This window comes from Mesorhizobium sp. C120A (assembly GCF_030323105.1).
In the GTDB taxonomy this organism is placed as follows: Bacteria; Pseudomonadota; Alphaproteobacteria; order Rhizobiales; family Rhizobiaceae; genus Mesorhizobium.
This window is the reverse complement of sequence record NZ_CP100476.1, coordinates 5,362,586-5,385,113: the sequence shown is the minus strand read 5'-3', so window position 1 is coordinate 5,385,113 and position 22,528 is coordinate 5,362,586. Positions and strand designations below refer to the sequence as shown.

The 22,528-nt window shown below is 63.9% G+C and carries 26 protein-coding genes; 19 read left to right on the top strand and 7 right to left on the bottom strand.

Annotated elements, in window-relative coordinates:
* Positions 1-144 precede the first annotated feature (144 nt).
* Together NL532_RS26470 and NL532_RS26465 are read left to right on the top strand one after the other, a co-directional pair.
* Positions 145-1,914, top strand: coding sequence for an acyl-CoA dehydrogenase family protein (locus NL532_RS26470; RefSeq protein WP_023830033.1), 1,770 nt, complete (start codon positions 145-147; stop codon positions 1,912-1,914).
* Between the two features lie 31 nt (positions 1,915-1,945).
* Complete coding sequence (locus NL532_RS26465; RefSeq protein ID WP_031203548.1) at positions 1,946-2,698, top strand: crotonase/enoyl-CoA hydratase family protein; 753 nt, start codon at positions 1,946-1,948, stop codon at positions 2,696-2,698.
* A gap of 8 nt (positions 2,699-2,706) precedes the next feature.
* On the opposite strand, the gene pdxH is transcribed toward NL532_RS26465, so the two are convergent.
* Entirely contained in the window at positions 2,707-3,324 is a 618-nt protein-coding gene (gene pdxH / locus NL532_RS26460; protein ID WP_023668448.1) for a pyridoxamine 5'-phosphate oxidase, read from the bottom strand.
* A 40-nt stretch (positions 3,325-3,364) separates the two neighbouring features.
* On the opposite strand from pdxH, the gene NL532_RS26455 reads away from it, so the two are divergent.
* Together NL532_RS26455 and NL532_RS26450 are read left to right on the top strand one after the other, a co-directional pair.
* A complete protein-coding gene (locus NL532_RS26455) occupies positions 3,365-3,826 on the top strand; it encodes an RT0821/Lpp0805 family surface protein (protein WP_023687129.1) in 462 nt (153 codons plus the stop codon).
* 124 nt (positions 3,827-3,950) lie between these two features.
* The gene (locus NL532_RS26450; protein WP_023687130.1) at positions 3,951-4,880 is read left to right on the top strand and encodes a DnaJ C-terminal domain-containing protein; all 930 of its coding nucleotides are present in this window, start codon (positions 3,951-3,953) and stop codon (positions 4,878-4,880) included.
* A gap of 19 nt (positions 4,881-4,899) precedes the next feature.
* On the opposite strand, the gene NL532_RS26445 is transcribed toward NL532_RS26450, so the two are convergent.
* On the bottom strand, positions 4,900-5,535 hold the full coding sequence (locus NL532_RS26445; protein ID WP_023706649.1) for a TetR/AcrR family transcriptional regulator: 636 nt from the start codon (positions 5,533-5,535) through the stop codon (positions 4,900-4,902).
* Positions 5,536-5,722: 187 nt separating this feature from the next.
* On the opposite strand from NL532_RS26445, the gene mddA reads away from it, so the two are divergent.
* The 3 genes from mddA (at position 5,723) to NL532_RS26430 (ending at position 8,137) form a co-directional block, all read left to right on the top strand.
* Positions 5,723-6,457: a methanethiol S-methyltransferase gene (mddA, locus tag NL532_RS26440; protein WP_023830035.1), complete on the top strand. Its 735-nt coding sequence runs from the start codon at positions 5,723-5,725 to the stop codon at positions 6,455-6,457.
* Positions 6,458-6,681: 224 nt separating this feature from the next.
* Complete coding sequence (gene fabI / locus NL532_RS26435) at positions 6,682-7,503, top strand: enoyl-ACP reductase FabI (protein WP_023727494.1); 822 nt, start codon at positions 6,682-6,684, stop codon at positions 7,501-7,503.
* A gap of 46 nt (positions 7,504-7,549) precedes the next feature.
* The gene (locus tag NL532_RS26430; RefSeq protein WP_023668442.1) at positions 7,550-8,137 is read left to right on the top strand and encodes a histidine phosphatase family protein; all 588 of its coding nucleotides are present in this window, start codon (positions 7,550-7,552) and stop codon (positions 8,135-8,137) included.
* A gap of 82 nt (positions 8,138-8,219) precedes the next feature.
* Here the strand turns inward: NL532_RS26430 and NL532_RS26425 are convergent, their stop codons facing one another.
* Positions 8,220-8,474, bottom strand: a complete 255-nt coding sequence (locus NL532_RS26425; protein WP_023685405.1) for a DUF1344 domain-containing protein — start codon at positions 8,472-8,474, stop codon at positions 8,220-8,222.
* A 183-nt stretch (positions 8,475-8,657) separates the two neighbouring features.
* Here NL532_RS26425 and aroC point away from each other — a divergent pair, with 183 nt between their 5' ends.
* Entirely contained in the window at positions 8,658-9,773 is a 1,116-nt protein-coding gene (gene aroC, locus NL532_RS26420) for a chorismate synthase (protein ID WP_023830036.1), read from the top strand.
* Positions 9,774-9,847: 74 nt separating this feature from the next.
* Positions 9,848-10,948, top strand: a complete 1,101-nt coding sequence (gene ribB / locus NL532_RS26415; protein ID WP_023668438.1) for a 3,4-dihydroxy-2-butanone-4-phosphate synthase — start codon at positions 9,848-9,850, stop codon at positions 10,946-10,948.
* A 323-nt stretch (positions 10,949-11,271) separates the two neighbouring features.
* Here the strand turns inward: ribB and NL532_RS26410 are convergent, their stop codons facing one another.
* Positions 11,272-12,495, bottom strand: a complete 1,224-nt coding sequence (locus NL532_RS26410) for an MFS transporter (RefSeq protein ID WP_023747551.1) — start codon at positions 12,493-12,495, stop codon at positions 11,272-11,274.
* A 118-nt stretch (positions 12,496-12,613) separates the two neighbouring features.
* On the opposite strand from NL532_RS26410, the gene NL532_RS26405 reads away from it, so the two are divergent.
* From NL532_RS26405 to NL532_RS26370, 8 genes are all read left to right on the top strand, one after another.
* A complete protein-coding gene (locus tag NL532_RS26405) occupies positions 12,614-13,222 on the top strand; it encodes a TetR/AcrR family transcriptional regulator (protein WP_023747550.1) in 609 nt (202 codons plus the stop codon).
* A gap of 93 nt (positions 13,223-13,315) precedes the next feature.
* A complete protein-coding gene (locus NL532_RS26400) occupies positions 13,316-14,299 on the top strand; it encodes a hypothetical protein (RefSeq protein ID WP_023830038.1) in 984 nt (327 codons plus the stop codon).
* Between the two features lie 71 nt (positions 14,300-14,370).
* On the top strand, positions 14,371-15,297 hold the full coding sequence (locus tag NL532_RS26395) for a histone deacetylase family protein (RefSeq protein ID WP_023747548.1): 927 nt from the start codon (positions 14,371-14,373) through the stop codon (positions 15,295-15,297).
* Positions 15,298-15,300: 3 nt separating this feature from the next.
* Entirely contained in the window at positions 15,301-15,552 is a 252-nt protein-coding gene (locus NL532_RS26390) for an exodeoxyribonuclease VII small subunit (RefSeq protein WP_023668433.1), read from the top strand.
* Positions 15,553-15,590: 38 nt separating this feature from the next.
* The gene (locus tag NL532_RS26385) at positions 15,591-15,857 is read left to right on the top strand and encodes a DUF2277 domain-containing protein (RefSeq protein WP_023668432.1); all 267 of its coding nucleotides are present in this window, start codon (positions 15,591-15,593) and stop codon (positions 15,855-15,857) included.
* A gap of 10 nt (positions 15,858-15,867) precedes the next feature.
* Positions 15,868-16,788 carry a pirin family protein gene (locus NL532_RS26380; RefSeq protein ID WP_023685413.1) on the top strand — a complete coding sequence of 307 codons (921 nt, stop codon included), beginning with the start codon at positions 15,868-15,870 and terminating at the stop codon, positions 16,786-16,788.
* A gap of 101 nt (positions 16,789-16,889) precedes the next feature.
* The gene (gene dxs, locus NL532_RS26375; RefSeq protein ID WP_023685414.1) at positions 16,890-18,803 is read left to right on the top strand and encodes a 1-deoxy-D-xylulose-5-phosphate synthase; all 1,914 of its coding nucleotides are present in this window, start codon (positions 16,890-16,892) and stop codon (positions 18,801-18,803) included.
* Between the two features lie 145 nt (positions 18,804-18,948).
* Positions 18,949-19,233, top strand: a complete 285-nt coding sequence (locus NL532_RS26370; protein ID WP_023668429.1) for a hypothetical protein — start codon at positions 18,949-18,951, stop codon at positions 19,231-19,233.
* Here the strand turns inward: NL532_RS26370 and NL532_RS26365 are convergent.
* Positions 19,230-19,631: a GFA family protein gene (locus NL532_RS26365; protein WP_023668428.1), complete on the bottom strand. Its 402-nt coding sequence runs from the start codon at positions 19,629-19,631 to the stop codon at positions 19,230-19,232. The genes NL532_RS26370 and NL532_RS26365 overlap by 4 nt on opposite strands.
* Positions 19,632-19,777: 146 nt before the next feature.
* Between NL532_RS26365 and NL532_RS26360 the strand changes: the two genes are divergently transcribed.
* Positions 19,778-20,572 carry a TlyA family RNA methyltransferase gene (locus tag NL532_RS26360; RefSeq protein ID WP_023824247.1) on the top strand — a complete coding sequence of 265 codons (795 nt, stop codon included), beginning with the start codon at positions 19,778-19,780 and terminating at the stop codon, positions 20,570-20,572.
* Positions 20,569-21,804: a class I SAM-dependent RNA methyltransferase gene (locus NL532_RS26355; protein WP_023668426.1), complete on the top strand. Its 1,236-nt coding sequence runs from the start codon at positions 20,569-20,571 to the stop codon at positions 21,802-21,804. Before NL532_RS26360 ends, NL532_RS26355 begins: the two co-directional genes overlap by 4 nt.
* 66 nt (positions 21,805-21,870) lie before the next feature.
* On the opposite strand, the gene NL532_RS26350 is transcribed toward NL532_RS26355, so the two are convergent.
* Both NL532_RS26350 and NL532_RS26345 read right to left on the bottom strand, forming a co-directional pair.
* Entirely contained in the window at positions 21,871-22,260 is a 390-nt protein-coding gene (locus NL532_RS26350) for a type II toxin-antitoxin system VapC family toxin (RefSeq protein ID WP_023687145.1), read from the bottom strand.
* The gene (locus tag NL532_RS26345) at positions 22,247-22,522 is read right to left on the bottom strand and encodes an AbrB/MazE/SpoVT family DNA-binding domain-containing protein (RefSeq protein WP_081725433.1); all 276 of its coding nucleotides are present in this window, start codon (positions 22,520-22,522) and stop codon (positions 22,247-22,249) included. The genes NL532_RS26350 and NL532_RS26345 overlap by 14 nt, the downstream gene beginning before the upstream one ends.
* Positions 22,523-22,528 lie beyond the last annotated feature (6 nt).

Here is a 22,528-nt window from a genome sequence, read left to right as displayed (position 1 = left end):
TGGACGACGAAGTTCGATGAAAATCCGCGTGACAAAGTTTGACGTTTACGTAAAAAGAAGGTCGGAGGCCGCCCAGAGGCGGATGGTTTTGCATCGGCCTGGGTCCTAGGATCGAGCAGTCGGAGCAGCGGAGGAGAAAGCGGCATGTACAAGGCCCCGGTCGACGACATTTCGTTCACGCTCAAGCATGTCGCCGGGCTCAAACCGGCGCTCGACAGCGGCGCGTTCGGCGACCTCGGCGAAGACCTTGTCGACGCCATCCTGGCCGAGGCCGGCCGCTTCGCCAGCGAGGAAGTGGCGCCGCTCTACAAGATCGGCGACGAGCACGGCGCGGTGCTGAAGGATGCAGCCGTGACCATGCCGCCCGGCTGGAGGGCGCTTTACCGCAGCTGGATCGGCGGTGGCTGGAACGCGCTGTCCGGACCGGAAGAATTCGGTGGCCAGGGCCTGCCGACCATGCTCGGCGTTGCCGCGCTCGAAATGTGGAACTCCGCCGCCATGGCCTTCGGCATCGGCCCGACGCTGACCATGGGCGCCGTCGAGGCGCTGGACAAGCATGCCTCCGAAGCGCTGAAGGCAAAGTATCTGGCAAAGCTCGTCTCCGGCGAGTGGATGGGGACGATGAACCTGACCGAGCCGCAGGCCGGTTCCGATCTCGCCGCCTTGCGCAGTCGCGCCGAGCCTGCCGGCGACGGCACCTACCGCATCTTCGGCCAGAAGATCTTCATCACCTATGGCGAGCATGATTTCACCGACAACATCATCCATCTGGTGCTGGCGCGGCTGCCCGACGCACCGGCCGGCACGCGCGGCATCTCGCTGTTTTTGGTGCCGAAATTCCTGGTCAATGATGACGGCTCGCTCGGTGCCCGCAACGACGTCTTCTGTTCCGGCCTCGAGCACAAGCTCGGCATCCATGCCTCGCCGACTTGCACCATGATCTATGGCGACGGGTTCCAGGGTGCTGCGCCCGGCGCCGTCGGTTGGCTGATCGGCGAGGAGAACAAGGGGCTCGCCTGCATGTTCACCATGATGAACAACGCGAGGCTTTGCGTCGGCATGCAGGGCGTGGCAGTGGCCGAAGCCGCGACGCAGAAGGCGATCGCCTATGCCAATGAGCGCCGCCAGGGCGAGGCATCGGACTTTTCAGGCGCCGGGATGGCGCCGATCGTCCATCACCCCGACGTGCAGCGCAATCTCTTGACCATGAAGGCTTTGACCCAGATCGCCCGCGCCATCTCGTATTCCTGCGCCTATGCCATCGACTTTGCGCGTGTGTCGACAGGCGAGGAGGCCGCGCATTGGGGCGATCGCGCCAATCTGCTGACGCCGCTGGCCAAGGCCTTTTCCACCGATATCGGCGTCGATGTCGCATCGCTCGGCGTCCAGGTCCACGGCGGTATGGGCTTCATCGAGGAGACGGGCGCGGCCGCGCTCTATCGCGACTCCCGCATTGCGCCGATCTATGAAGGCACCAACGGCATCCAGGCGATCGACCTTGTAGCCCGCAAATTGCCGCTTGGCGGCGGCGAGCATGTGCATGGCTATATCGCCGAACTGAAGGCCATCGCCGACGAGGTGCGGACCTCGAACCTGCAGGGCTTCGGCCGCACCGCCGAAGCGCTTGACCAGGCGTTCGACGATCTCACCGAGGCGACGCGCTTCCTGCAGAAGCTGCTGGCCGACGGCCGTCTGGACGAAGCGCAAGCCGGTGCGACCCCCTATCTCAGGCTGATCTCGCTTGCTGCCGGCGGCGCTTATCTGGCGCGTGGCGGACTTGCCCAGCAGAGCCGCATCGCCCTTTGCCGCTTTTTCGCCGAAAACCTGCTCGGCGAAGTCAGCGCCTTGAAGGAACGCGTCATCGATGGCGCCGAGAGCCTCGCTACCGCCGGCAAGGCGCTGATAACGGCCTGAATACCAGAGCGCTCACCAGGGAAGAATGACCGTGACAGACCATATTCTCGTCGAGCGCCAGGGCGCCATCCAGATCATCCGCATGAACCGTCCCGACAAGAAGAACGCACTGACGCGCGCCATGTACGCGACAATGTCCAAGGCGCTGGCCGATGGCGATGCCGACCCGGCGGTTCGCGTCCATGTCTTCCTCGGTGTGCCTGGCGCCTTCTCTTCCGGCAACGATCTCGCCGATTTCCTGGTCATCGCCACCGGCGGTGAGGGCGGCAACGAGGTCTGGGACTTCCTGATGGCGCTGGCCAAAACGGAGAAGCCGATGGTCTCCGGCGTCGACGGCATTGCGGTCGGCATCGGCACCACGCTCAATTTGCATTGCGACCTGACTTTCGCCACGCCGCGCACGGTGTTCCGCACACCCTTCGTCGACCTCGGCCTGGTGCCGGAGGCGGGCTCCAGCCTGCTGGCGCCGCTCATCCTCGGCAGGCAGGGCGCCTTTGCGCTGCTTGGACTCGGCCAAGGTTTTTCCGCCGAACGCGCCAAGGCCGCCGGCCTGATCTATGAGGTGGTCGAGGAGGACGGGCTAGAAGCCGCGGCACTCGCCGCGGCCGGCGCGATCGCCGCCAAGCCGCCGCAGGCGCTGAAGATCGCTCGTGACCTGATGCGCGCCCCGCGCGACGAGCTTGTCGCCCGCATCAAGGTGGAGAGCGAGCGTTTCTCCGAGCGGCTGAAGTCCGACGAAGCGCGCGCCGCGTTGACGGCCTTCATGACGCGCAAGAAGGCCTGAACTTATCCTCAGGGATAAAGCCGTGTCTTGTCCCAGCCGCCTTCGGCGTTGCGCGAAAAGACCAGCCGATCGTGCAGCCGGAATGGCCGGTCGTGCCAGAACTCGATCGCCTGCGGCACGATGCGGAAGCCCGACCAGTGCTTTGGCCGCGGGATTTCGCCGATAGGGTAGCGCGCCGTGTATTCGGCCACCGCCTTCTCCAGGGCAAAGCGGCTTTCCAGCGGCCGCGACTGTTTCGAAGCCCATGCGCCGATCCGGCTGCCGCGCGGCCGCGTCGCGTAATAGGCGTCGGCTTCAGCGTCGCTGACGATCTCCACCGGACCGCGTATGCGCACCTGGCGGCGCAGCGATTTCCAGTGGAAGCACATCGCCGCCTTCATGCTGCCAAGAATCTCGCGGCCCTTGGCGCTCTCGAAATTCGTGTAGAAGACAAAGCCGCTTTCATCGAAACCCTTGAGCAGCACCATCCGCACATCCGGCATGCCGTCGGCATCGACGGTTGCAAGTGCTACGCCGTTGGCGTCGTTGATTTCGCTTTTCTTGGCGTCCTCCAGCCACTCGGCAAAGAGCCGGAACGGCTCGGCGGCTTCGGTAAAGTCACTACTTGTTAACTCAGTGTCACTCATAGTTTTTCTCAAATTGTATCGAGCTTCAGGAGGTTGCCGATTGTCGCGTATCGCGCAAGCTTTTGACAGCGGGCAATGGAGCGTTATCGCTTCGGCCAGTTCGAAAGCCGTGATCGTGATTATCGCACTGCCGCTTGCCGCCTGCGGCGCCGGCGGCTTCAGCCTGGAAAAGGCCGAGGTCGATCGTTCCATCGTCACCTCAAGCGCGCCGGCCAGGGTGACATCGACGGACGCCGACAGCGCTTCCGACCAGACCACGATCGGCAATGCGGTGTCTTCGGCCGACATCGAGGAGCTTCGCGGCCAGGCCGTGCCCTGGGCGAATGCCGACACCGGCTCGCGCGGCTCCATCACTGAACTCGCCGAAGTGCAGGACAACGGCCAGGCCTGCCGCAGCTTTACCGCCTCGCGCGAAAGCTTCGACGGCGTCGCTTTGTTCAAGGGGCAATTGTGCATCGCCGCGGCCGGCGGCTGGCACATGCAGGACTTCAAACCGCTCTGATTTTCGAGGTTTGCGGGCACCGCAATTTCAACCCTCGATAAGCCTGCGCGCCACTGGAATTTCTTCCTATGGGAGCGCATATAAGGGCCAACGTGGATTTAACTCATTTTCCAGGGCAGGACGCATGCGCGACCCCTATGAGGTGCTGGGCGTGGCCAAGAACGCATCGGCCAAGGACATAAAATCGGCCTACCGCAAGCTCGCCAAGAAGTATCATCCGGACCAGAATCCGAATGATCCAAAGGCCAAGGACCGTTTTGCCGCCGCCAATCAGGCCTATGAGGTCGTCGGCGACGAGAAGAACCGTGCGGCCTTCGACCGCGGCGAGATCGACGCCGACGGCAAGCCGAAATTCCAGGGCTTCGAGGGCGCGGCCGGTGGCGGCGATCCGTTCGGTGGCTTCCGCCGCCAGCAGGGCGCCGGCGGCTCGCGCTTCGAATTCCGTTCGGGCCGCCCGGGCGGCGATCCTTTCGACGGCAACAGCGACATCTTCAGCCAGATCTTTGGCGACGCTTTTTCCGGTGCGCGCGGCGCTGGCGCCGGCGACCGCCGCCAGCAGGCGACAGCCGCCGATCTCAACGTCACGCTCGACGTCACCATCGAGGAGATAGCGACCGCCGAAAAGGTGACGGCGATGTTCCCCGACGGCCGCAAGATCGCGGTCAAGCTGCCGGTCTATGTCGAGGATGGCCAGACCATCCGGCTGAAGGGCCAGGGCGAGCAGGGGCCGGGACAGCCGGGCGATGCACTGGTCAAGATCCGTATCCGCAGGCACCCGCGCTACCGCATCGAGGGCCGTGACCTGCATGCCGATCTGGAGGTAGCGTTGGCCGACGCGGTGCTGGGCGCCAAGGTACCGGTCGACACGCCGACCGGCAGGCTGGCGGTCAACATTCCGGCCTGGTCGAGCTCCGATAAGGTGCTGCGCCTGAAGGGCAGGGGCTTGCCGGAAAAGGCCGGCGGCCATGGCGATCTCTACGCCCATGTCCGCATCATGCTGCCGGAAGGCGGCGACAGCGAACTCGAAGCGCTGATGCGCAGCCGCAAGGGCTGATGCGGCCCGACTTGGCTGGCTAGCTGCCGGGCGCCGCTTCCTCCATCCGCCGGATGGTCTCGCCGAAGCGGCGCAACGCCTGCCGCACCGGGACATGCGGGCTCTCGATCTCCAGCAGGATCATCGTCTCGCTGCCGAGGAATGCGGCGCTGACCAGGCTGGTCACTTCGGCGGCGGAGAATGGCCCGAGGCCGCCGAACCGACGCTCCGCCTCTTGCGCCAGTCCGTCCAGCAGTTCGAACCAGCCGCGCAGGTCGCGGCGCACCGCCTTGGCGATTTCGGGGCTCGACAGGCTTGCCGCGATCATCTCGTGCAGGATCCGGACATAGCCGGACGCCAGATCATCGTCGAGGAAATCGCAAGCGCGCTCCCAGCGCTGCCACAGCGGCATCGGTGCCGCAAAAGTCTCCGCCTGGCGTTTCAGCAGGCCCTCGTTCAGATGGTCGAGCAGGGCCAGGAACAGCCGTTCCTTGGAGCCGAAATGGTAATGGATCTGGCTGAGCGGAACGCCGGCGATCTCGGCAACGCGGCGCGTCGACAGATCGGCATAACCGCCTTGATGGAGGCATAACTCGGCGGCCGAAATCAGTTCGGCGCGCGTGTCGCGCTTTTGCTTGTTCTGCGGTGGGGTAACGGCTTCGGCAGCGTCCGTCATGCGGCGTGGCTGCCGCTGTTAGCGGTGCAATCTGGGCGGATCATAGCTTCTCCTGTCCGGGGCTGGACGTCCCTCCACTCTATCTCGGTCGAGCGACCGATCAAGTTGACTCGTCAGAGAATTTATGGTTTTTGACACTGAATTCGGTCGACCGACCGAATCCTGATGCTTGCATGGAGGGGCAGTCATGGCGGGCGTAATCACCCTTATCTACGGCGTTGCCGCATACCTGATTTTTCTCGGTTCGTTTCTCTATGCGGTCGGTTTCGTCGGCAACCTGGTCGTGCCGAAATCCATCGATTCCGGAGTCGCTGGAAGTCCGGTCGAAGCCGTCGTCGTCAATGCGCTGCTGCTCGGCCTTTTCGCCGCCCAGCACAGCATCATGGCGCGGCCGGTTTTCAAGCGCTGGTGGACACGGATTGTCCCGCACGCGGCCGAACGCAGCACCTATGTGCTTTTGGCCAGCCTCATCCTGCTGCTGCTCTACTGGCAATGGCGGCCGATTCCCGGTCTCGTCTGGACGGCCGAGAACCCGGTCTGGGTCGCCGTCATGCATGGCGTGTTCTGGCTCGGCTGGGCGGTATTGTTGACCAGCACCTTTCTGATCAACCATTTCGAACTGTTCGGCCTGCGCCAGGTTCTCGCCGCTTTGCGCAAGAACGAACCGGCGCCGCCCGTGTTCAGGACGCCACTGTTCTACAAATGGGTCCGGCACCCGCTCTATGTCGGCTTCCTCCTGGCCTTCTGGGCGACGCCGTCCATGACATGGGGCCATCTCCTGTTCGCGGTGGGCAGCACCGGCTACATCCTGCTCGGCATCTTCCTCGAGGAACGCGATCTCGTCGCGATGTTCGGCGATCAGTACCGAAGCTACCGCAAGCAGGTGGGAATGCTCATTCCCTGGCGCAAAATGGCTGGATAGGGCCGATGCGTTGCCGGCCAGCCGATTCGGCTGGTCGGCCGGGCCTGGGCCATCAAGGCGCGCTGGCCGCAGTGAGGCGTTCAAATCTCACAACAACCTTATTATCCCCCATTCGTTGTCACGCCGAGTGTCTGAATTGAACGCGCGCCCCGTCTGCGCTTGATGCGCCTTTCTGCCTGTGCGATAGGCACTCCAAAGCAGAAAATCTTTCGGAGAGCGCTGACATGGCGGGTGGACAGGGCCTTATGGCCGGCAAGCGCGGCCTTATACTGGGCGTCGCCAACAACAGATCGATTGCCTACGGCATCGCCAAGGCCTGCGTCGACCATGGCGCCGAGATCGCGCTGACCTATCAGGGCGAGGCGTTCAAGAAGCGCGTCGAGCCGCTGGCTGCGGAATTGGGCGCCTTTGTCGCCGGTCATTGCGATGTCACTGATCCGGCGAGCCTCGACGAGGTGTTTGCCAATGTCGCCAAGCATTGGGGCGGCAAGCTCGACTTCCTCGTCCATGCCATCGCTTTTTCCGACAAGGACGAGCTGACCGGACGCTATGTCGAGACGACGCGCGACAATTTCCTGCGCACCATGGACATTTCGGTCTATTCCTTCACCACCATCGCCAAGCGCGCCGAAGCGCTGATGACCGACGGCGGCTCGCTGCTGACGCTGACCTATTACGGCGCCGAAAAGGTCATGCCGCATTACAACGTCATGGGTGTCGCCAAGGCCGCGCTCGAAGCCAGCGTGCGCTATCTCGCCGTCGACCTCGGCGGCAAGAAGATCCGCGTCAACGCCATCTCGGCCGGGCCGATCAAGACCTTGGCTGCTTCGGGCATCGGCGACTTCCGCTACATCCTCAAGTGGAACGAATACAATTCGCCGCTGAAGCAGACCGTCACCCAGGAAGAAGTCGGCGATTCCGCCGTCTATTTCCTGTCGGACCTGTCGCGTGGCGTCACCGGCGAGGTGCACCATGTCGATTCCGGCTATCACGTCGTCGGCATGAAGGCGGTCGACGCGCCGGATATTTCGACCGTCAAGGAATAGTTCTGCCGCGGTTTCCGCCTGCCTGTCCTGATTTCCGGAAGACCTGATGGTTCCGCTCGTCTACATCGTGCGCCATGGCCAGACGCAGTGGAATGCCGAGTCGCGGCTGCAGGGCCAGGCCGACACCGATCTCAACGCGCTCGGCCGCGAGCAGGCGACCCGCAATGGACGGCGGCTGGCCGAACTGATCCAGAACCCTGAGGATTTCGACTTTGTCGCCAGCCCGATGAAGCGGACGCGCGAGACGATGCAGCGGCTGCGCTTGGCGATGCAGCTCGATCCCGATGCCTACCGCATCGACCCGCGTCTGGTCGAGGTGCACTTTGGCGACTGGCAAGGCTTTACCTATGCCGAACTCGATGCGCGAATGCCGGGCTCGGCGAAGGCGCGACGGCGCAACAAATGGAATTTCCAGCCGCCGGGCGAGGGCGCCGAAAGCTACCAGATGCTGCTCGAACGGGTGAAGCCGTGGTTCGACGCGCTCGACCGCCAGACGGTCTGCGTCACGCATGGTGGCGTCGTGCGGACCCTGTTTCGGATGGTCAAGGGTGTTTCCGAACACGAAGCGGCAAACCTGGAAGTGCGGCAGGACCGGGTGCTCAGGCTGCAGGACGGGCGTCTGGATTGGCTTTAGGTTGGAGCAGATAAACAGGACGACTGTCCTGTTTATCTGGGCAGGGCTCCGCCGAGCGGCAAGACCCTGTTCGGCGTCGGTCTTATTCGGTGTCGGGCAGTTCCATATCGGTGACGACGTTCTCGCCATTCGTCACGTCATAGGCAATGACGATATCCATGCCCGGCTTCAGCGAATCGAGATCGGTCTCGGCGTTGAGCTTGAAGGACTTGCCGTCCTCCAGCGTCAGCGTCAGCGCGTCCTTGTCGACCTTCTTGATCAGGCCTTCGGTCTGGCCGGCATAGGCGGCGGTGGAAATCAGCAACATGGCGGCAGCAGCGCCAATCAGGGTACGCATCGTCGTCCTCTTTGTCATTGCGCCTGCACGGATGGCGGCGAGCTTTCAACGGGCGGATGGAAGAGAGCAGAAACCAACCGAATGTGTCAAAACTAAAACCGCCGGATCACAGTTTGACCGCTGTGGAAAACGCCAATAGAACGCACCTTTGATCCGGTCCGCTGCCGGGCAGGGCTAAAATTCATGTCTCACAACACGTTCGGCCATCTCTTCCGCGTCACCACCTGGGGCGAAAGCCATGGCCCGTCGCTCGGCTGTGTCGTCGACGGCTGCCCGCCCGGCATCCGCTTCACACGGGCCGAAATCCAGGCCGAACTCGACAAGCGCCGCCCCGGCCAGTCACGTTTTGTGACGCAGCGCCGCGAACCGGACGAGGTGAAGGTGCTGTCCGGCTTCATCCTCGACGAGAACGGCGAGACGATGATCACCACCGGCACGCCCGTCTCGATGCTGATCGAGAATGTCGACCAGCGCTCCAAGGACTATGGCGAGATCGCCCGCCAGTACCGCCCCGGCCATGCGGACTACACCTATGACGTCAAATACGGTCTGCGCGACCATCGCGGCGGCGGCCGTTCTTCGGCCCGTGAGACCGCCGCTCGCGTGGCGGCCGGCGCCTTGGCGCGCAAGGTGGTGCCCGGAATGGTGGTGCGCGGCGCACTGGTCTCGATGGGCGAGAAATCCATCGACCGCGCCAACTGGAACTGGAATTTCATCGGTGACGCCGAAAACCCGTTCTTCACCCCCGATCCGGCCTCGGTTCCGGTCTTCACCAGCTATCTCGACGGCATCCGCAAATCCGGCTCCTCGGTGGGCGCGGTTATTGAAATCATCGCCGACGGCGTGCCAGCCGGCCTTGGCGCGCCGATCTATGCCAAGCTCGACCAGGACATCGCGTCCGGCCTGATGTCGATCAACGCCGTCAAGGGCGTCGAGATCGGCAACGGCTTCGAGGCCGCGCGCATCACCGGCGAACAGAATGCCGACGAGATGCGCATCGGCAATGACGGCAAGCCGGTCTTCCTGTCCAACAATGCCGGCGGCATTCTGGGCGGCATCTCGACCGGCCAGGCGATCGTCGCCCGGTTCGCCGTCAAGCCGACCTCGTCGATCCTGACGCCGCGCAAATCCATCGACAAGGACGGCAACGACGTCGACGTCATGACCAAGGGCCGCCACGATCCCTGCGTCGGCATCCGTGCCGTGCCGATAGGCGAAGCCATGGTTGCCTGCGCCATCGCGGACCATTATCTGCGGCACCGGGGACAGACAGGCCAGGGATTAGGCAGTAGGGATTAGGCAATAGGCCAGCCCGTCCTTCCTTCCCTAACTCCTACTGCCCAACCCCTATTCCCTGCGAGCGAAGCGAGCCAATGCCATACGATCAGAAGAAAATCGTCGAAGCCATCCGCGCCTTCGAACGCGGCGAGATCGTCGTCGTCATGGACGATGACGGGCGTGAGAACGAGGGCGACCTGATCGTTGCCGCCGTGCATTGCAGCCCGGAGAAAATGGCCTTCATCATCCGTCACACCTCCGGCATCGTCTGCACGCCGATGCCGCGCGAGGAGGCCAAGCGGCTCAATCTGCAGCCGATGGTCGCCGACAATGATTCCGCCCACACCACGGCCTTTACCGTCAGCGTCGATTTCAAGCATGGCACCACCACCGGCATTTCGGCCGAGGACCGCACGCTGACCGTGCGCAACCTGGCCAACGGCAATGTCGGCGGTTCGGATTTCGTCCGGCCCGGCCACATCTTCCCGCTGATCGCTAGGGAAGGCGGCGTGCTGATGCGTTCGGGCCATACCGAAGCCGCGGTTGATTTGTGCAAACTTGCCGGCCTGCCGCCGGTTGGCGTGATCTCGGAGTTGGTCAATGACGACGGCACCGTCAAGCGCGGCCCGCAGGTGGCGAGCTTTGCCGAGGAACATGGCCTCAAGCAGGTTTCGGTCGCCGACCTCATCGCCTACCGGCAGCGCAAGGAAACGCTGGTCGAACGCGTCGCCTGCTCCGAAATCGACACACTCGGCGGCAAGGCACAGGTCTTCACCTACACGCTGCCCTGGGATTCCATGCACCATGTCGCGGTCGTTTTCGGCGACATCCGTGACGGCGAGGACGTGCCGGTGCGGCTGCATTCGGAGGATGTGGTGACCGACGTGTTCGGCACCAGCCACCGGCTCGACGCCATTATGAAGGCGATGGGCGAACGCAAGCGCGGCGTCATCGTCTATCTCCGGGAGGGTTCGGTCGGCGTCGCCCATCAGGAGCGCAACCGGCCGATGAGTGCCGACCGTGAGGACCACGAAGAGGCCCGCCGCCGTGAGAACGAGTGGCGAGAAATCGGCCTCGGCGCCCAGATCCTGAAGGACCTCGGCATTTCCTCGATCAACCTGATCGCCTCGCGCGAGCGCCACTATGTCGGGCTTGAAGGCTTTGGCATACATATCGCCAAGACCGAGATTATCTAGTTCGTCGCGCAAGAGCGACGCTGCCGAAAAAATTGCGCGGGCAGGTCGCCTGCTTCTGCGATTTGCTGAAGCCTCCACGCGTTCGTCATCCTATGGCGAAGCAAGGAGCGAAGCGACGCGGCGCAGACCATAGGATCCATGCCGCGACTTCGACGCGTTGCAACGGTGCAGAATTCTGCTCCGCTGCACCCTACGGTAACGGAATGGCTCCTCGGGTCTGCGCGTCCGCTTCGCTCCCGCTTCGCCCGTGGATGACGACGCCAGAGGCCTCACCTAATTCCGAACGTTTGCGGTGGTCTCCAAAGCCAACGTCAGGCCTATCCTCACTCCGCGGGAACGGCGGCAGCGTCGCATCCGTCCAGCTCGCATGTGTGGGTGGCCAGGCTGCGCTGGCCCAGCAACACCGTGACCAATGCGATGACGCCGGCCGCCACCGAGACCCAGAACCCGTTCCTGGCGCCGAACTCATCCACCACCGCGCCGGCGGCAAACGACCCGAGCGCCATGCCGATGCCGATGCCGGTCATCACCCAGGTGATGCCTTCGGTCAGCATCGCTTCCGGCACGTGCCGCTCGATCAGGCCGAAGGCGGTGATGAAGGTCGGCGAGATCGCCACGCCGCTGATGAAAACGGTCAGCGCCAGCAGCGGCACCGTGTCGGCGGTGAGCGGCAGCAGCGTGCCGAGCGCGACGAGGGCGACCGCGAGGGCCAACTGGCGCTGCAGCGCCGCTTTCAGGTTGAGCGCACCGACGACGAGGCCGAGCACGAACGATCCCAGCGCATAGACGCCGATGACGAGGCTGGCGGCGCCCGGCTGGCCGAGTTCCTTGGTGATCGCCACCGTGGTCACTTCCGTCGTCGCGAAGGTGGCGCCGACGAAGATCAGGGCGAAGGTGATGATCTGCACCGGCCTGAGCCGGATTGCCGAGCCGCTCGAGACATGGTCCACCGGCCGCACTTGTGGTTCGGTCGAACGCTGCAGGATGAAGGCTGCCGAGCCAAGGGCGAGGAATAGCGTGCTGACCAGGACACCGGCTTCCGGGAACAGAGCGGCACTCAAGCCCACCGACAGCGATGCGCCTGCAATGTAGACGAGTTCGTCCGCCGCCGATTCGAAGGCGAATGCGGTGTTCATCTGCGGCCGGCCGCGAAAAATCTCGGTCCAGCGCGCGCGCACCATCGCCGGCATGCTGGGCATGGCGGCGGCCGCCAGTGCCGACACAAACAGCGTCCACACCGGCCAGTCCTGATTGGCTGCGGCAATCAGCACCGCGAAGGCGAGCACGGTGAGGATGGTGGTCGGAATCACGATCCGCGTCTGGCCGAGGCGATCGACCAGCCGTGATATCTGCGGCGCCACGAAAGCGTTGCTCAGCGCGAACGTCGCCGAGACAGCTCCCGCCAGCCAGTATTCGCCACGCGTCTGCGAGAGCATGGCCACGATGCCGATCGGCGCCATGGCGATCGGCAGCCGCGCGAGGAAGCCCGCGGCGGCAAACCCCTTGGCTCCAGGGGCACGAAAGATTTCCGAGTATGGGTTTTGCATGGCTGGTTCCTCGACAAAGGCCAATTCGACAATTACATACGATGCGTATGAATATAGGTAGTCGATACGCCACGTATGTCAATTGGCATACGAAGCGTATGTGAATAAGGCCAGAACCATGCACAGACCCCGCAAGGAGATGATTGCCGAAACGCGCGCCAAGCTGATCACGGCGGCCCGCCACGCTTTCGGCACGATCGGCTATGCCGACGCGTCGATGGACGACTTCACCGCCTCGGCCGGGCTGACGCGCGGTGCGCTCTATCATCATTTCGGCGACAAGAAGGGCCTGCTGCAGGCCGTCATCGCCGAAATCGATGGCGAGATGGCCGTCCGCATCCATGAGATTGCGTCGCGGGCGCCAAGCCGCTGGCAGCGTTTCGTCGACGAATGCACGACCTATATCGAGATGGCGCTGGAGCCGGAAATCCAGCGCATCATGTTTCGCGACGGTCCGGCTGTGCTCGGCGATCCGGCGCAATGGCCGAATGCCAATGCCTGCGTCGGTTCAATGACCGATCATCTGACCAGGCTGCAGCAGGAGGGGGTGGTCGTCCCCGGCGTCGACCCGGAAACCGCCGCAAGACTAATCAACGGCGCCAGCAGCCAGGCGGCACAGCGCATCGCCAATTCGAACGACCCCGAAGCCACGTCGAAGACCGTGGTGGCGGCCTTCCAGCAGTTGCTTGAAGGCTTGCTTAAAAAGCAGGACTCGCAGCCGGTCTGAAATCTCGCCAGCCGATCCCCGGCATTGCCGAGATTGACAATTCCCGGCCCGGGTTCATCCTCGCCGTCCATCTCTGAGGGGAGATTCGGGCGCATGTGGGATTTCGAAATCGGCAGGTCGGTGTCCATCATGATCAGGACATGGCCTTTCATTGCCCTTCGCATGATCATCTATTTCGGCATCACGCTCGCCTATATCGTGGCGACCGGCAGCGGCGCCTCCGTCGGCTATGGCGTCGGCCATGTCTCCACCGATCCCGACGGGCCGCTGTCCTTTGCGCTCTGGGGCGGCATCGTCGGCATCGGCGTCGTTTCGATCGCGCTGTACTGGATCCGCGAATACATCCTCTATGTCGTCAAGGCCGGCCATATCGCCGTCATGGTCCATCTGATCGATGGCCGCGAGATTCCCAATGGCCAGGACCAGATCGCCTACGCCAAGGAGGTGGTGAAGGAACGTTTCGCCGAGGCCAACATCCTTTTCGTGGTCGACCAGCTGGTCAAGGGCGCCATCCGCGCCATCACCGGCCTGATCGGCGGCATCGCCGCCTTCCTGCCCATTCCGGGCCTCGGCGGCCTGGTCGCTTTCATCAATACGGTCATCCGCCTGTCGCTGACCTATGTTGACGAGATCATCCTCGGCTACAACATCCGTATCAACTCGTCGTCGCCCTTCGAAACCGCCCGGCAAGGCGTCGTGCTCTATGCCCAGAACGGCAAGACCATGGTCAAGAACGCCGTCTGGCTGGCGGTCATCATGTGGGGTGTGTCCTTCGTCATCTTCCTTTTGATGCTGGCGCCGGCCGCCGCCATCATGTGGTTCATTCCGGGGCAGCTCGGCGGCTGGGCCTTCGTGCTCGCCATCCTCCTTGCCTGGGCCTTCAAGGCGGCCTTCATCGAACCCTTCGCCATAGCCTGCCTGATGCAGGTCTATTTCAAGACCATCGAAGGCCAGGTGCCGAACGCCGAATGGGACCAGCGGCTGGCCGAGGGGTCGTCCAAGTTCAGGGAACTCAGGGATAAGGCGCTGGCCTCCTTCGGCGGCTCGCGCTGGACGCAGCCGGCGCCCGGGGTGTAATCCCTGTTGAACGTCGGGGCGGTGAGGCGTCAAACCATGGTCAAAGCGGCCGGGCGCGCCTATATCGGGTCATGGTCACCAGGCTCTACACCCATCCGATCTTCCTCGAACATCTGACGCCCCCCGGTCATCCGGAGCGGCCGGACCGCTTGCGCGCTATCGAGCGCGTGCTCGACGACGAGGCCTTCACCGCACTCGATCGGGTAACGGCGCCGCAAGGCGACGAGGCCACAATCCTCTACGCCCACCCCGAGGATTTCGTCGCCCGCGTCCGCGCCGCGATCCCTGAAAGCGGCATTGCCTCGATCGACGCCGACACCAGCGCCAGCCCGAAAAGCTGGCAGGCGGTGGTGACCGCCATCGGTGCCGCCAACGCCGCTGTCGACGACGTCTTCGAGGGCCGCGTCGCCAATGCCTTCGTCGCCTCACGTCCGCCCGGCCACCACGCCGAAAAGACCACGGCGATGGGCTTTTGCCTGTTCAACACCGCGGCGATTGCCGCGCGTTATGCGCAAAAGAAACACGGCGCCGAGCGCGTCGCTATCGTCGATTGGGATGTCCATCACGGCAACGGCACGCAGGACATCTTCTGGGACGATCCCTCGGTGCTCTATTGTTCGACGCACCAGATGCCGCTCTATCCCGGCACCGGCGCCAAGAGCGAAACCGGCGCCGGCAACATCGTCAACGCGCCGCTGGCGCCGCAGACCGGCTCGGACATGTTTCGCGATGCCTTGCTGTCGCGCGTCCTTCCGGCACTCGACAATTTCGCGCCCGATCTGATCATCATTTCCGCAGGCTTCGACGCTCACCATCGCGACCCGCTGGCCGAGATCAACCTCAGCGAGGACGATTTCGACTGGGCGACAGGCCAGTTGCTGGAACGCGCCGGGCGCCACAGCGGCAACCGGCTCGTCAGCCTGCTTGAGGGCGGCTACGATCTGCAGGGACTGGCATTTTCGGTCGCCGCCCATGTCGGGCGGCTGATGAAGGGGTAAAGTATGGCTGGCGAAGCAAATGAAGACGTGAAGGCGATGAGCTTCGAGCAGGCACTCGACGCGCTGGAAAAGATCGTCGATGATCTGGAACGCGGCGACGTGCCGCTCGACCAATCGATCAAGATCTATGAGCGCGGCGAGGCGCTGAAGGCCCATTGCGACCGGCTGCTGAAGGCGGCCGAAGACAAGGTCGAGAAGATCAGGCTGTCGCGTGATGGCAAACCGGTGGGAACGGAGCCGCTCGACGCGGAGTAGTGGAATGGGGCGGGCATAAAGCAGATAGGAGTTCAAGCATGTGCAGAAACATCAAGACCCTGTTCAATTTCGAGCCGCCGGCGACCCATGACGAGATCCGCGACGCCGCCCTTCAATTCGTGCGCAAACTGAGCGGAACGACGCGCCCCTCGCAGCGCAACCAGGCAGCCTTCGACCGTGCCGTCGAGGCGATCGCCGAATCGGCGCATGAATTGCTGCATTCGCTGGAAACCACGCATCATCCGCGCAATCGTGAAGAGGTGGCGGCCAAGGCAAAAGCCAAATCGGCGCTCCGCTTCGCCTGAGGACATCCAGATGAGTTTCTTCCCCGGCAAGGACCCTGAGCCTGGCGATGCCTTCGCCAGCGACCAGATCGAGCTCATGGTCATTCCAAACGCCAAGGACATTGGCGGCTTCCAGGTTCGCCGCGCTCTGCCGACGGCAAAGCGGCGGCTGGTTGGTCCCTTCATCTTCTTCGACCGCATGGGGCCGGCCATCTTGCGCGCCGGGCAGGCGATGGATGTGCGCCCGCACCCGCATATCGGGCTTTCCACCGTCACCTATCTGTTCGACGGCAATATCAGGCACCGCGATTCGCTCGGCACCGAGATGGTCATCCAGCCCGGCGACGTGAATTTGATGACCGCCGGCCGCGGCATTGTCCATTCCGAGCGCACGCCCGAAGAACTGCGCGGCGCGCCGATGTCGGTCTCCGGCCTGCAGACATGGCTGGCTTTGCCCGACGGCAAGGAGGAAGTGGCGCCGGTGTTCGAGAACACGGCCGCGCTCCTTCTGCCCGAGATCGACGCCGAAGGTGTTTCCGGCCGCGTGGTGATCGGCGATTTCCAGGGACTGCGCTCGCCGGTAAGAGCCGACACCGAGACGCTCTACGCCGATCTGAGGCTGGCGCCCGGCGCCAGCGTCAAAATTCCCGCCGACGCCGAGGAACGCGCCATCTACACGCTGGACGGCGATGTCTCAATCTCGGGCGACCGTTTTCCGGCCGAACGGCTGCTGGTGTTCCGGCCTGGCGACGAGATCGTCGTGTCGTCCGAGCGCGGCGCCCATTTCATGCTCTTCGGCGGCGCTTCGCTCGGCTCCCCGCGCCACATCTGGTGGAACTTCGTCTCGTCGTCGAAGGAACGCATCGAACAGGCCAAGCAGGAATGGAAGACGGGCCGCTTCGATATCGTTCCCGGAGACGAGGAAGAGTTCATTCCGTTACCGGACAATTAACGTCAGCATCACCCGCGTCACTGACACGCATTTACATTCCGGCGACGCAGGCATATTTCGCCATGATCGACGCGCATCATAGCTGAGCAGGCCCTTTACCAGTGAACGCAACGCTGCATACGCCGCTTCTCGACAAGGTCCGCATTCCAGCCGACCTGAAGAAGCTTGACGAAAGCGAGCTGCCGCAGCTGGCCTCGGAGCTGCGCGCCGAGCTGATCGATGCCGTCTCGCATACGGGCGGGCATCTCGGCGCCGGCCTCGGTGTCGTCGAACTGACGGTGGCGCTGCACTATGTCTTCAACACGCCGGAAGACCGCGTGATCTGGGATGTCGGCCACCAGGCCTATCCGCACAAGATCCTGACCGGCCGCCGCGACCGCATCCGCACGCTGCGCCAGGAGGGCGGCCTGTCCGGCTTCACCCGTCGCGCCGAGAGCGAATACGACCCGTTCGGCGCCGCGCACTCCTCGACCTCCATTTCCGCTGGCCTCGGCATGGCCATGGCGCGCGACCTCTCCGGCGGCCACAACAATGTCATTGCCGTCATTGGCGACGGCGCCATGTCTGCCGGCATGGCCTATGAAGCCATGAACAATGCCGGCGCGCTCGATGCTCGCCTGATCGTCATTCTCAACGACAACGACATGTCGATCGCGCCGCCGACCGGCGCCATGAGCGCCTATCTGGCGCGGCTTGCCTCTGGCAAGACCTATCTTGGCCTGCGCGACTTCGGCAAGAAACTGACCTCCTATCTCGGCAAGCGTGCCGATCGCGCCATCAAGCGGGCGGTCGAGCATGCGCGCGGCTACGTCACCGGCGGCACGCTGTTCGAGGAGCTTGGCTTCTACCATATCGGCCCGATCGACGGCCACAATCTCGAGCATCTGATCCCGGTGCTGAAGAACGTCCGCGACCATGCCGACGGTCCGGTGCTGATCCATGTCGTGACCCAGAAGGGCAAGGGCTACGCGCCGGCCGAGGCTGCGGCCGACAAATATCATGGCGTGAACAAGTTCGACGTCATCACCGGCGCGCAGACCAAGGCCCCGGCCAATGCGCCGGCCTACACCAAGGTGTTTGCCGAAAGCCTGGTCCAGGAAGCCCGCCTGGACGAACGTATCGTCGCCGTCACCGCCGCCATGCCGAACGGCACCGGCCTCGATTTGTTCGGCGAAGCGTTTCCGACCCGGACCTTCGATGTCGGCATTGCCGAGCAACATGCCGTGACCTTCGCCGCCGGCCTCGCCAGCGAGGGCTACAAGCCCTTCGCCGCCATCTATTCGACCTTCCTGCAGCGCGCCTACGATCAGGTCGTCCATGATGTGGCGATCCAGAAACTGCCGGTGCGTTTCCCGATCGACCGCGCCGGTTTCGTCGGCGCCGACGGCGCCACTCATTGCGGCGCCTTCGACACCACCTTCCTGGCGACGCTGCCGGGCTTCGTGGTGATGGCGGCCGCCGACGAGGCGGAGCTTCGCCACATGGTGCGCACCGCCGCCTATTATGACGAAGGCCCGATCGCCTTCCGCTATCCGCGCGGCAATGGCGTCGGCGTCGACATGCCGGAGCGCGGCTCGGTGCTCGAAATTGGCAAGGGCCGCATCGTCAGGGAAGGCACCAAGGTGGCGCTTCTGTCCTTTGGCACAAGACTGCAGGACTGTCTGCTGGCGGCCGAGGAACTCGGCGCGGCAGGGCTTTCGACGACGGTTGCGGACGCCCGCTTCGCCAAGCCGCTGGACGAGGATTTGATCCGCCGTCTCGCCCGCTCGCACGAAGTGCTGGTGACGGTGGAAGAGGGCGCTGTCGGCGGTTTCGCCAGCCACGTGCTGCAGTTCCTCGCCCATGAAGGCTTGCTGGAAAGCGGTCTGAAAGTTCGGCCGCTGGTGCTGCCAGACGAGTTCACCGACCACGCCAAGCCGGAAAAAATGTATGCCGATGCCGGGCTCGACGCGGCCGGCATCGTGCGCACCGTGTTCGTCGCGCTCGGCCATTCCGCGCGCGCGCAGCGCGCCTGAATCAAACCTCACGCAGCTGAAGCAGTTGCCTGTGCAAGCTTAACACTTTGTTAACGCTTCTCTTTGGCGTTTCGCTTACCGTCTCTTTTGGCCGTTTTTCAACGCCGCCCTGCTAGAACTGCCTCTAGGCAGGGAGTTAAAAACAATGCGAACGCTTCTGTGCGGCGCGGCCCTTTTGGCCGTCATCGCCGCGCCGGCCATGGCCGAGACGCGCTATGACCGCAAGCTCGAACAGGCGGTGGCAGGCATCGTCGCCCGCAAGATGGGCGATATCAGGGGCGCTTTTTCCTACAAGCAGGTGCCGCAGCTTGTCGTCGTGCCGGACGCACCAGTCGTTGCTGTCGAGCGCCCGCGCAAGCAGGCTTCAGATGACGGAAGCGACGGCCTGATGCCGGCCGTTGAACGGCAGGTCTCACGGACGATCTTCTAAAACCACATATCGCGCACGCAGCGCCCATCGCGCGGCAGGTCGTCATAAGTGTCCAGCCCGTCGAAATGGTCGATCGGCAGGTCGGCGACCGCCTCAGGCGGTGCCAGCCTGACATTGACGGCGATACGCGTGCGGCTGCTGTCGCTGCGGCGCAAACCGCGCCAGGCAAGCACACAGGCACATGTCGGGCAAAACAGGATTTCCAGCGACGGCGTCTCCTTGCCGGCGCGGGTGTAGGACTGCACAGGCCCCGCAAGCCGGATACGCTCGTCGACAAAGTCATAGGCCCAGAGCGTGCCATAGCGGCGGCAAAGCGTGCAATTGCAGGCCGTGATCGGGCCGGGATCGCCTTCCAGCGTCCAGTGGGCGGCGCCGCAATGGCAGGTTCCCGTCAGCATTCGTCTTCCTCCGCATTGCCTGAGCCTCTACATCTTGCCGGACTGGCTGCGCTATTCAACCGGGCGGACTGGCTTGCGGCCCGGGTCTCGACGTCCTCCCATGCCAATGTCCTTGCCTTCGCGGCCGGCTTTCGCCATGAAGGCCGATGAACTCCCCTCTGCCAGCCAGCACACGCCAGCGGCTCGACGAATTGCTCGTCCAGCGCGGCCTGTTTGCGAGCCGCTCGCGCGCCCGCGACGCGGTCGAGCGCGGCACCGTGATGGTCGACGGCGTGGTCGCCCGCAAGCCCGGCCAGACGGTTCTGCCGCGCTGTCTCATCGTCATCGACGACCCGGCGCAGGGTTATGTCTCACGCGCGGCGCTGAAGCTGATCGCCGGGCTCGACCATTTCAGTCTCGATCCCGCGGGCAGTGAAGCTCTCGATATCGGCGCCTCGACAGGCGGCTTCACCCAGGTGCTGCTCGAACGCGGCGCGGCCCATGTCACGGCCATCGATGTCGGCCACGGCCAGATGCATCCCGACATTGCGGGCGACCCGCGCGTGACGGTTATCGAGGGCCTCAACGCTCGCGAGCTCGCGGCTGCCGATCTCGGCGGCCGTATCCCCGATTTCATCGTCTCCGATGTAAGCTTCATCTCGTTGAAACTGGCGATGCCACCGGCGTTGGCATTGGCACGGGACGGCGCTCGTGCGGTGTTTCTGGTCAAGCCGCAATTCGAGGCCGGCCGCGAGGCGATCGGCAAGGGCGGTCTTTTGAAAGACCCTTATGACGCCGCCCGTGTGGCCGGCTTGCTGCAGGAATGGCTCGAAGGCGTCCCTGGCTGGCGTACATTGGGCTTGCACATGTCGCCGATCGAAGGCGGGGACGGCAACCGCGAATTCCTGCTTGCCGGGATCAAGGATGCCGGGACCAAGGATGCCGGGACCAAGGACCGATGAGCACGGGCTTCACCATCAAGAGACTGGGTTCGCAGGGCGACGGCGTCGCCGAGACGGAAACCGGCGAGCTGTTCATTCCCTTCACCCTGCCCGGCGAGACCGTCACCGCCGCGCGCGAGAGGGATCGCGCCATGCTGATGGCGGTATTGGAGACGTCGCCGCTGCGTATCGATCCGGCCTGCCGGCATTTCACCGAATGTGGCGGCTGCGCCGTCCAGCATCTGCAAGCCGACGCTTACCAGCAATGGAAACGCGACAAGGTCGTGCATGCCTTGAAAGGCATTGCCGGCGACATCGGCGCCCTGGTGCCGTGTGCGCCACACACACGCCGCCGCGTCGTGCTTGCCGCCAGGCGCGCCGACACAGGCATGCTGCTTGGCTTCCATCGCCATCTGTCGCCGGAAATCATCCCCATCGAGGAATGTCCGATCTCGCTGCCGGAGATCGTTGCCGCGCTCGATCGCTTGAGGTCGGTCGCCGACCTGGTTTGCGCCACCACCAAATCGTTCCGGATGGCGGTCACTGTGACGGGCTCGGGGCTTGACGTCGCTGTCTATGAGTCGGGCAAGCTGGGCGAGAACCAGCGCCGGGTCGCCTCCAACTTCATCATGGCCAATGGCTTTGCCCGGCTTTCGATCGACGACGAGATTGTCATCGAGCCGAAAAAGCCGGTGGTCATGTTCGGCACCGTCGCTGTCGCCATACCGCCTGGCGCCTTCCTGCAGGCAACGCAAGCCGCCGAACAGACGATGGCCGATCTCGTTGGCGGACATCTGAAGCGTGCCAGGAAAGTCGCGGATCTTTTCGCCGGCTGCGGCAGCTTTGCGCTTCGGCTGGCGGCCAAATCCGAAGTCCACGCGGTCGAAGGCGACGCGGCAGCCCTTTCGGCGCTCGACCGCGGATCGCGCTTCGCCACCGGCCTGAAGCGGGTAACCGGCGAACGCCGCGACCTGTTCCGGCGGCCGCTGACGTTCAAGGAGCTGAATGCTTTCGATGGCGTCGTCTTCGACCCGCCGCGCGCCGGCGCCGAGGACCAGTCGAAGCAGATCGCCCGCTCGGATGTGCCGTTCGTCGCCGCCGTCTCCTGCAATCCGGTGACGCTGGCACGAGACCTGCGCATCCTGATTGACGGCGGCTACATCTTGAAGAGCGTCACGCCCATCGACCAGTTCCTGTGGTCGCCGCATGTCGAGGCCGTGGCGCTGCTGGAGAAGCCGAAACGGCGACGTTAATCCGCCGATTTTCACAAGGCCGTGCTTGAGTTTGCCGCCCCCCGCAAGACGTAGCCGGCTGGCAAACTAGCCTTCGCGAACGCTTTCGTACCCGGCCGCTTGTGCGGCCTTGATGAACTTACGGTCGAAGGACACAAATGCTGAGCAGTGCGAGGACTTGCCCAGATGGAGCGCATCGGCGAAATCCATTCCCGTCTCGGCTAGATCGACCGCGGAAGAGACCATCGCAGCATCCTCTATCTCGACAGTGGGAAGCCCGCCGAACACCCGCAGTGCATTGACGATCGAGGCCTGATCATAACCATAGCCGCTGCGCAGCACCCACTCAGCCTCCAGGATCACCGTGACGGCGACGAAAACGGGCTGACCGTCGATCAGCCGCCGGGCTCGCGGGGACTGCTCGGGATCGTCGTTCGTTAGATACCTGACGACAACGTTGGTATCAATCGCGAGCATGGCGCCGCCGTGCTTCAGCAAGGACGGCCGCGTCCATCTCCTCCAAGGTCTTCGGTCTGCCACTGTGCGGCAGGACACCAAAGACATCTTCTGGTCGTGTCGGGGCAAAGGCAGGCGCCGGTCTCAAAAGTACACCGTCCGGTGTGTCTTCGACCTGCAGGCGCGTGCCCGCGCCCCAGTCCCTCCGTTTGCGGATAGCGCTGGGCAGGATGACTTGTCCCTTGGTCGAGACGGTCGTTATAAGCTTTTCTATTGCACCCATTGCGGT

Bases quoted from the DNA above. Each gene is read 5' to 3' on its own strand.
- NL532_RS26470 (WP_023830033.1), top strand. From the start codon at position 145: ATGTACAAGGCCCCGGTCGACGACATTTCGTTCACGCTCAAGCATGTC.
- pdxH (WP_023668448.1), bottom strand. From the start codon at position 3,324: ATGAGTGACACTGAGTTAACAAGTAGTGACTTTACCGAAGCCGCCGAG.
- NL532_RS26450 (WP_023687130.1), top strand. From the start codon at position 3,951: ATGCGCGACCCCTATGAGGTGCTGGGCGTGGCCAAGAACGCATCGGCC.
- NL532_RS26445 (WP_023706649.1), bottom strand. From the start codon at position 5,535: ATGACGGACGCTGCCGAAGCCGTTACCCCACCGCAGAACAAGCAAAAG.
- mddA (WP_023830035.1), top strand. From the start codon at position 5,723: ATGGCGGGCGTAATCACCCTTATCTACGGCGTTGCCGCATACCTGATT.
- fabI (WP_023727494.1), top strand. From the start codon at position 6,682: ATGGCGGGTGGACAGGGCCTTATGGCCGGCAAGCGCGGCCTTATACTG.
- NL532_RS26430 (WP_023668442.1), top strand. From the start codon at position 7,550: ATGGTTCCGCTCGTCTACATCGTGCGCCATGGCCAGACGCAGTGGAAT.
- NL532_RS26425 (WP_023685405.1), bottom strand. From the start codon at position 8,474: ATGCGTACCCTGATTGGCGCTGCTGCCGCCATGTTGCTGATTTCCACC.
- aroC (WP_023830036.1), top strand. From the start codon at position 8,658: ATGTCTCACAACACGTTCGGCCATCTCTTCCGCGTCACCACCTGGGGC.
- ribB (WP_023668438.1), top strand. From the start codon at position 9,848: ATGCCATACGATCAGAAGAAAATCGTCGAAGCCATCCGCGCCTTCGAA.
- NL532_RS26410 (WP_023747551.1), bottom strand. From the start codon at position 12,495: ATGCAAAACCCATACTCGGAAATCTTTCGTGCCCCTGGAGCCAAGGGG.
- NL532_RS26405 (WP_023747550.1), top strand. From the start codon at position 12,614: ATGCACAGACCCCGCAAGGAGATGATTGCCGAAACGCGCGCCAAGCTG.
- NL532_RS26400 (WP_023830038.1), top strand. From the start codon at position 13,316: ATGTGGGATTTCGAAATCGGCAGGTCGGTGTCCATCATGATCAGGACA.
- NL532_RS26395 (WP_023747548.1), top strand. From the start codon at position 14,371: ATGGTCACCAGGCTCTACACCCATCCGATCTTCCTCGAACATCTGACG.
- NL532_RS26390 (WP_023668433.1), top strand. From the start codon at position 15,301: ATGGCTGGCGAAGCAAATGAAGACGTGAAGGCGATGAGCTTCGAGCAG.
- NL532_RS26385 (WP_023668432.1), top strand. From the start codon at position 15,591: ATGTGCAGAAACATCAAGACCCTGTTCAATTTCGAGCCGCCGGCGACC.
- NL532_RS26380 (WP_023685413.1), top strand. From the start codon at position 15,868: ATGAGTTTCTTCCCCGGCAAGGACCCTGAGCCTGGCGATGCCTTCGCC.
- NL532_RS26370 (WP_023668429.1), top strand. From the start codon at position 18,949: ATGCGAACGCTTCTGTGCGGCGCGGCCCTTTTGGCCGTCATCGCCGCG.
- NL532_RS26365 (WP_023668428.1), bottom strand. From the start codon at position 19,631: ATGCTGACGGGAACCTGCCATTGCGGCGCCGCCCACTGGACGCTGGAA.
- NL532_RS26360 (WP_023824247.1), top strand. From the start codon at position 19,778: ATGAACTCCCCTCTGCCAGCCAGCACACGCCAGCGGCTCGACGAATTG.
- NL532_RS26355 (WP_023668426.1), top strand. From the start codon at position 20,569: ATGAGCACGGGCTTCACCATCAAGAGACTGGGTTCGCAGGGCGACGGC.
- NL532_RS26350 (WP_023687145.1), bottom strand. From the start codon at position 22,260: ATGCTCGCGATTGATACCAACGTTGTCGTCAGGTATCTAACGAACGAC.
- NL532_RS26345 (WP_081725433.1), bottom strand. From the start codon at position 22,522: ATGGGTGCAATAGAAAAGCTTATAACGACCGTCTCGACCAAGGGACAA.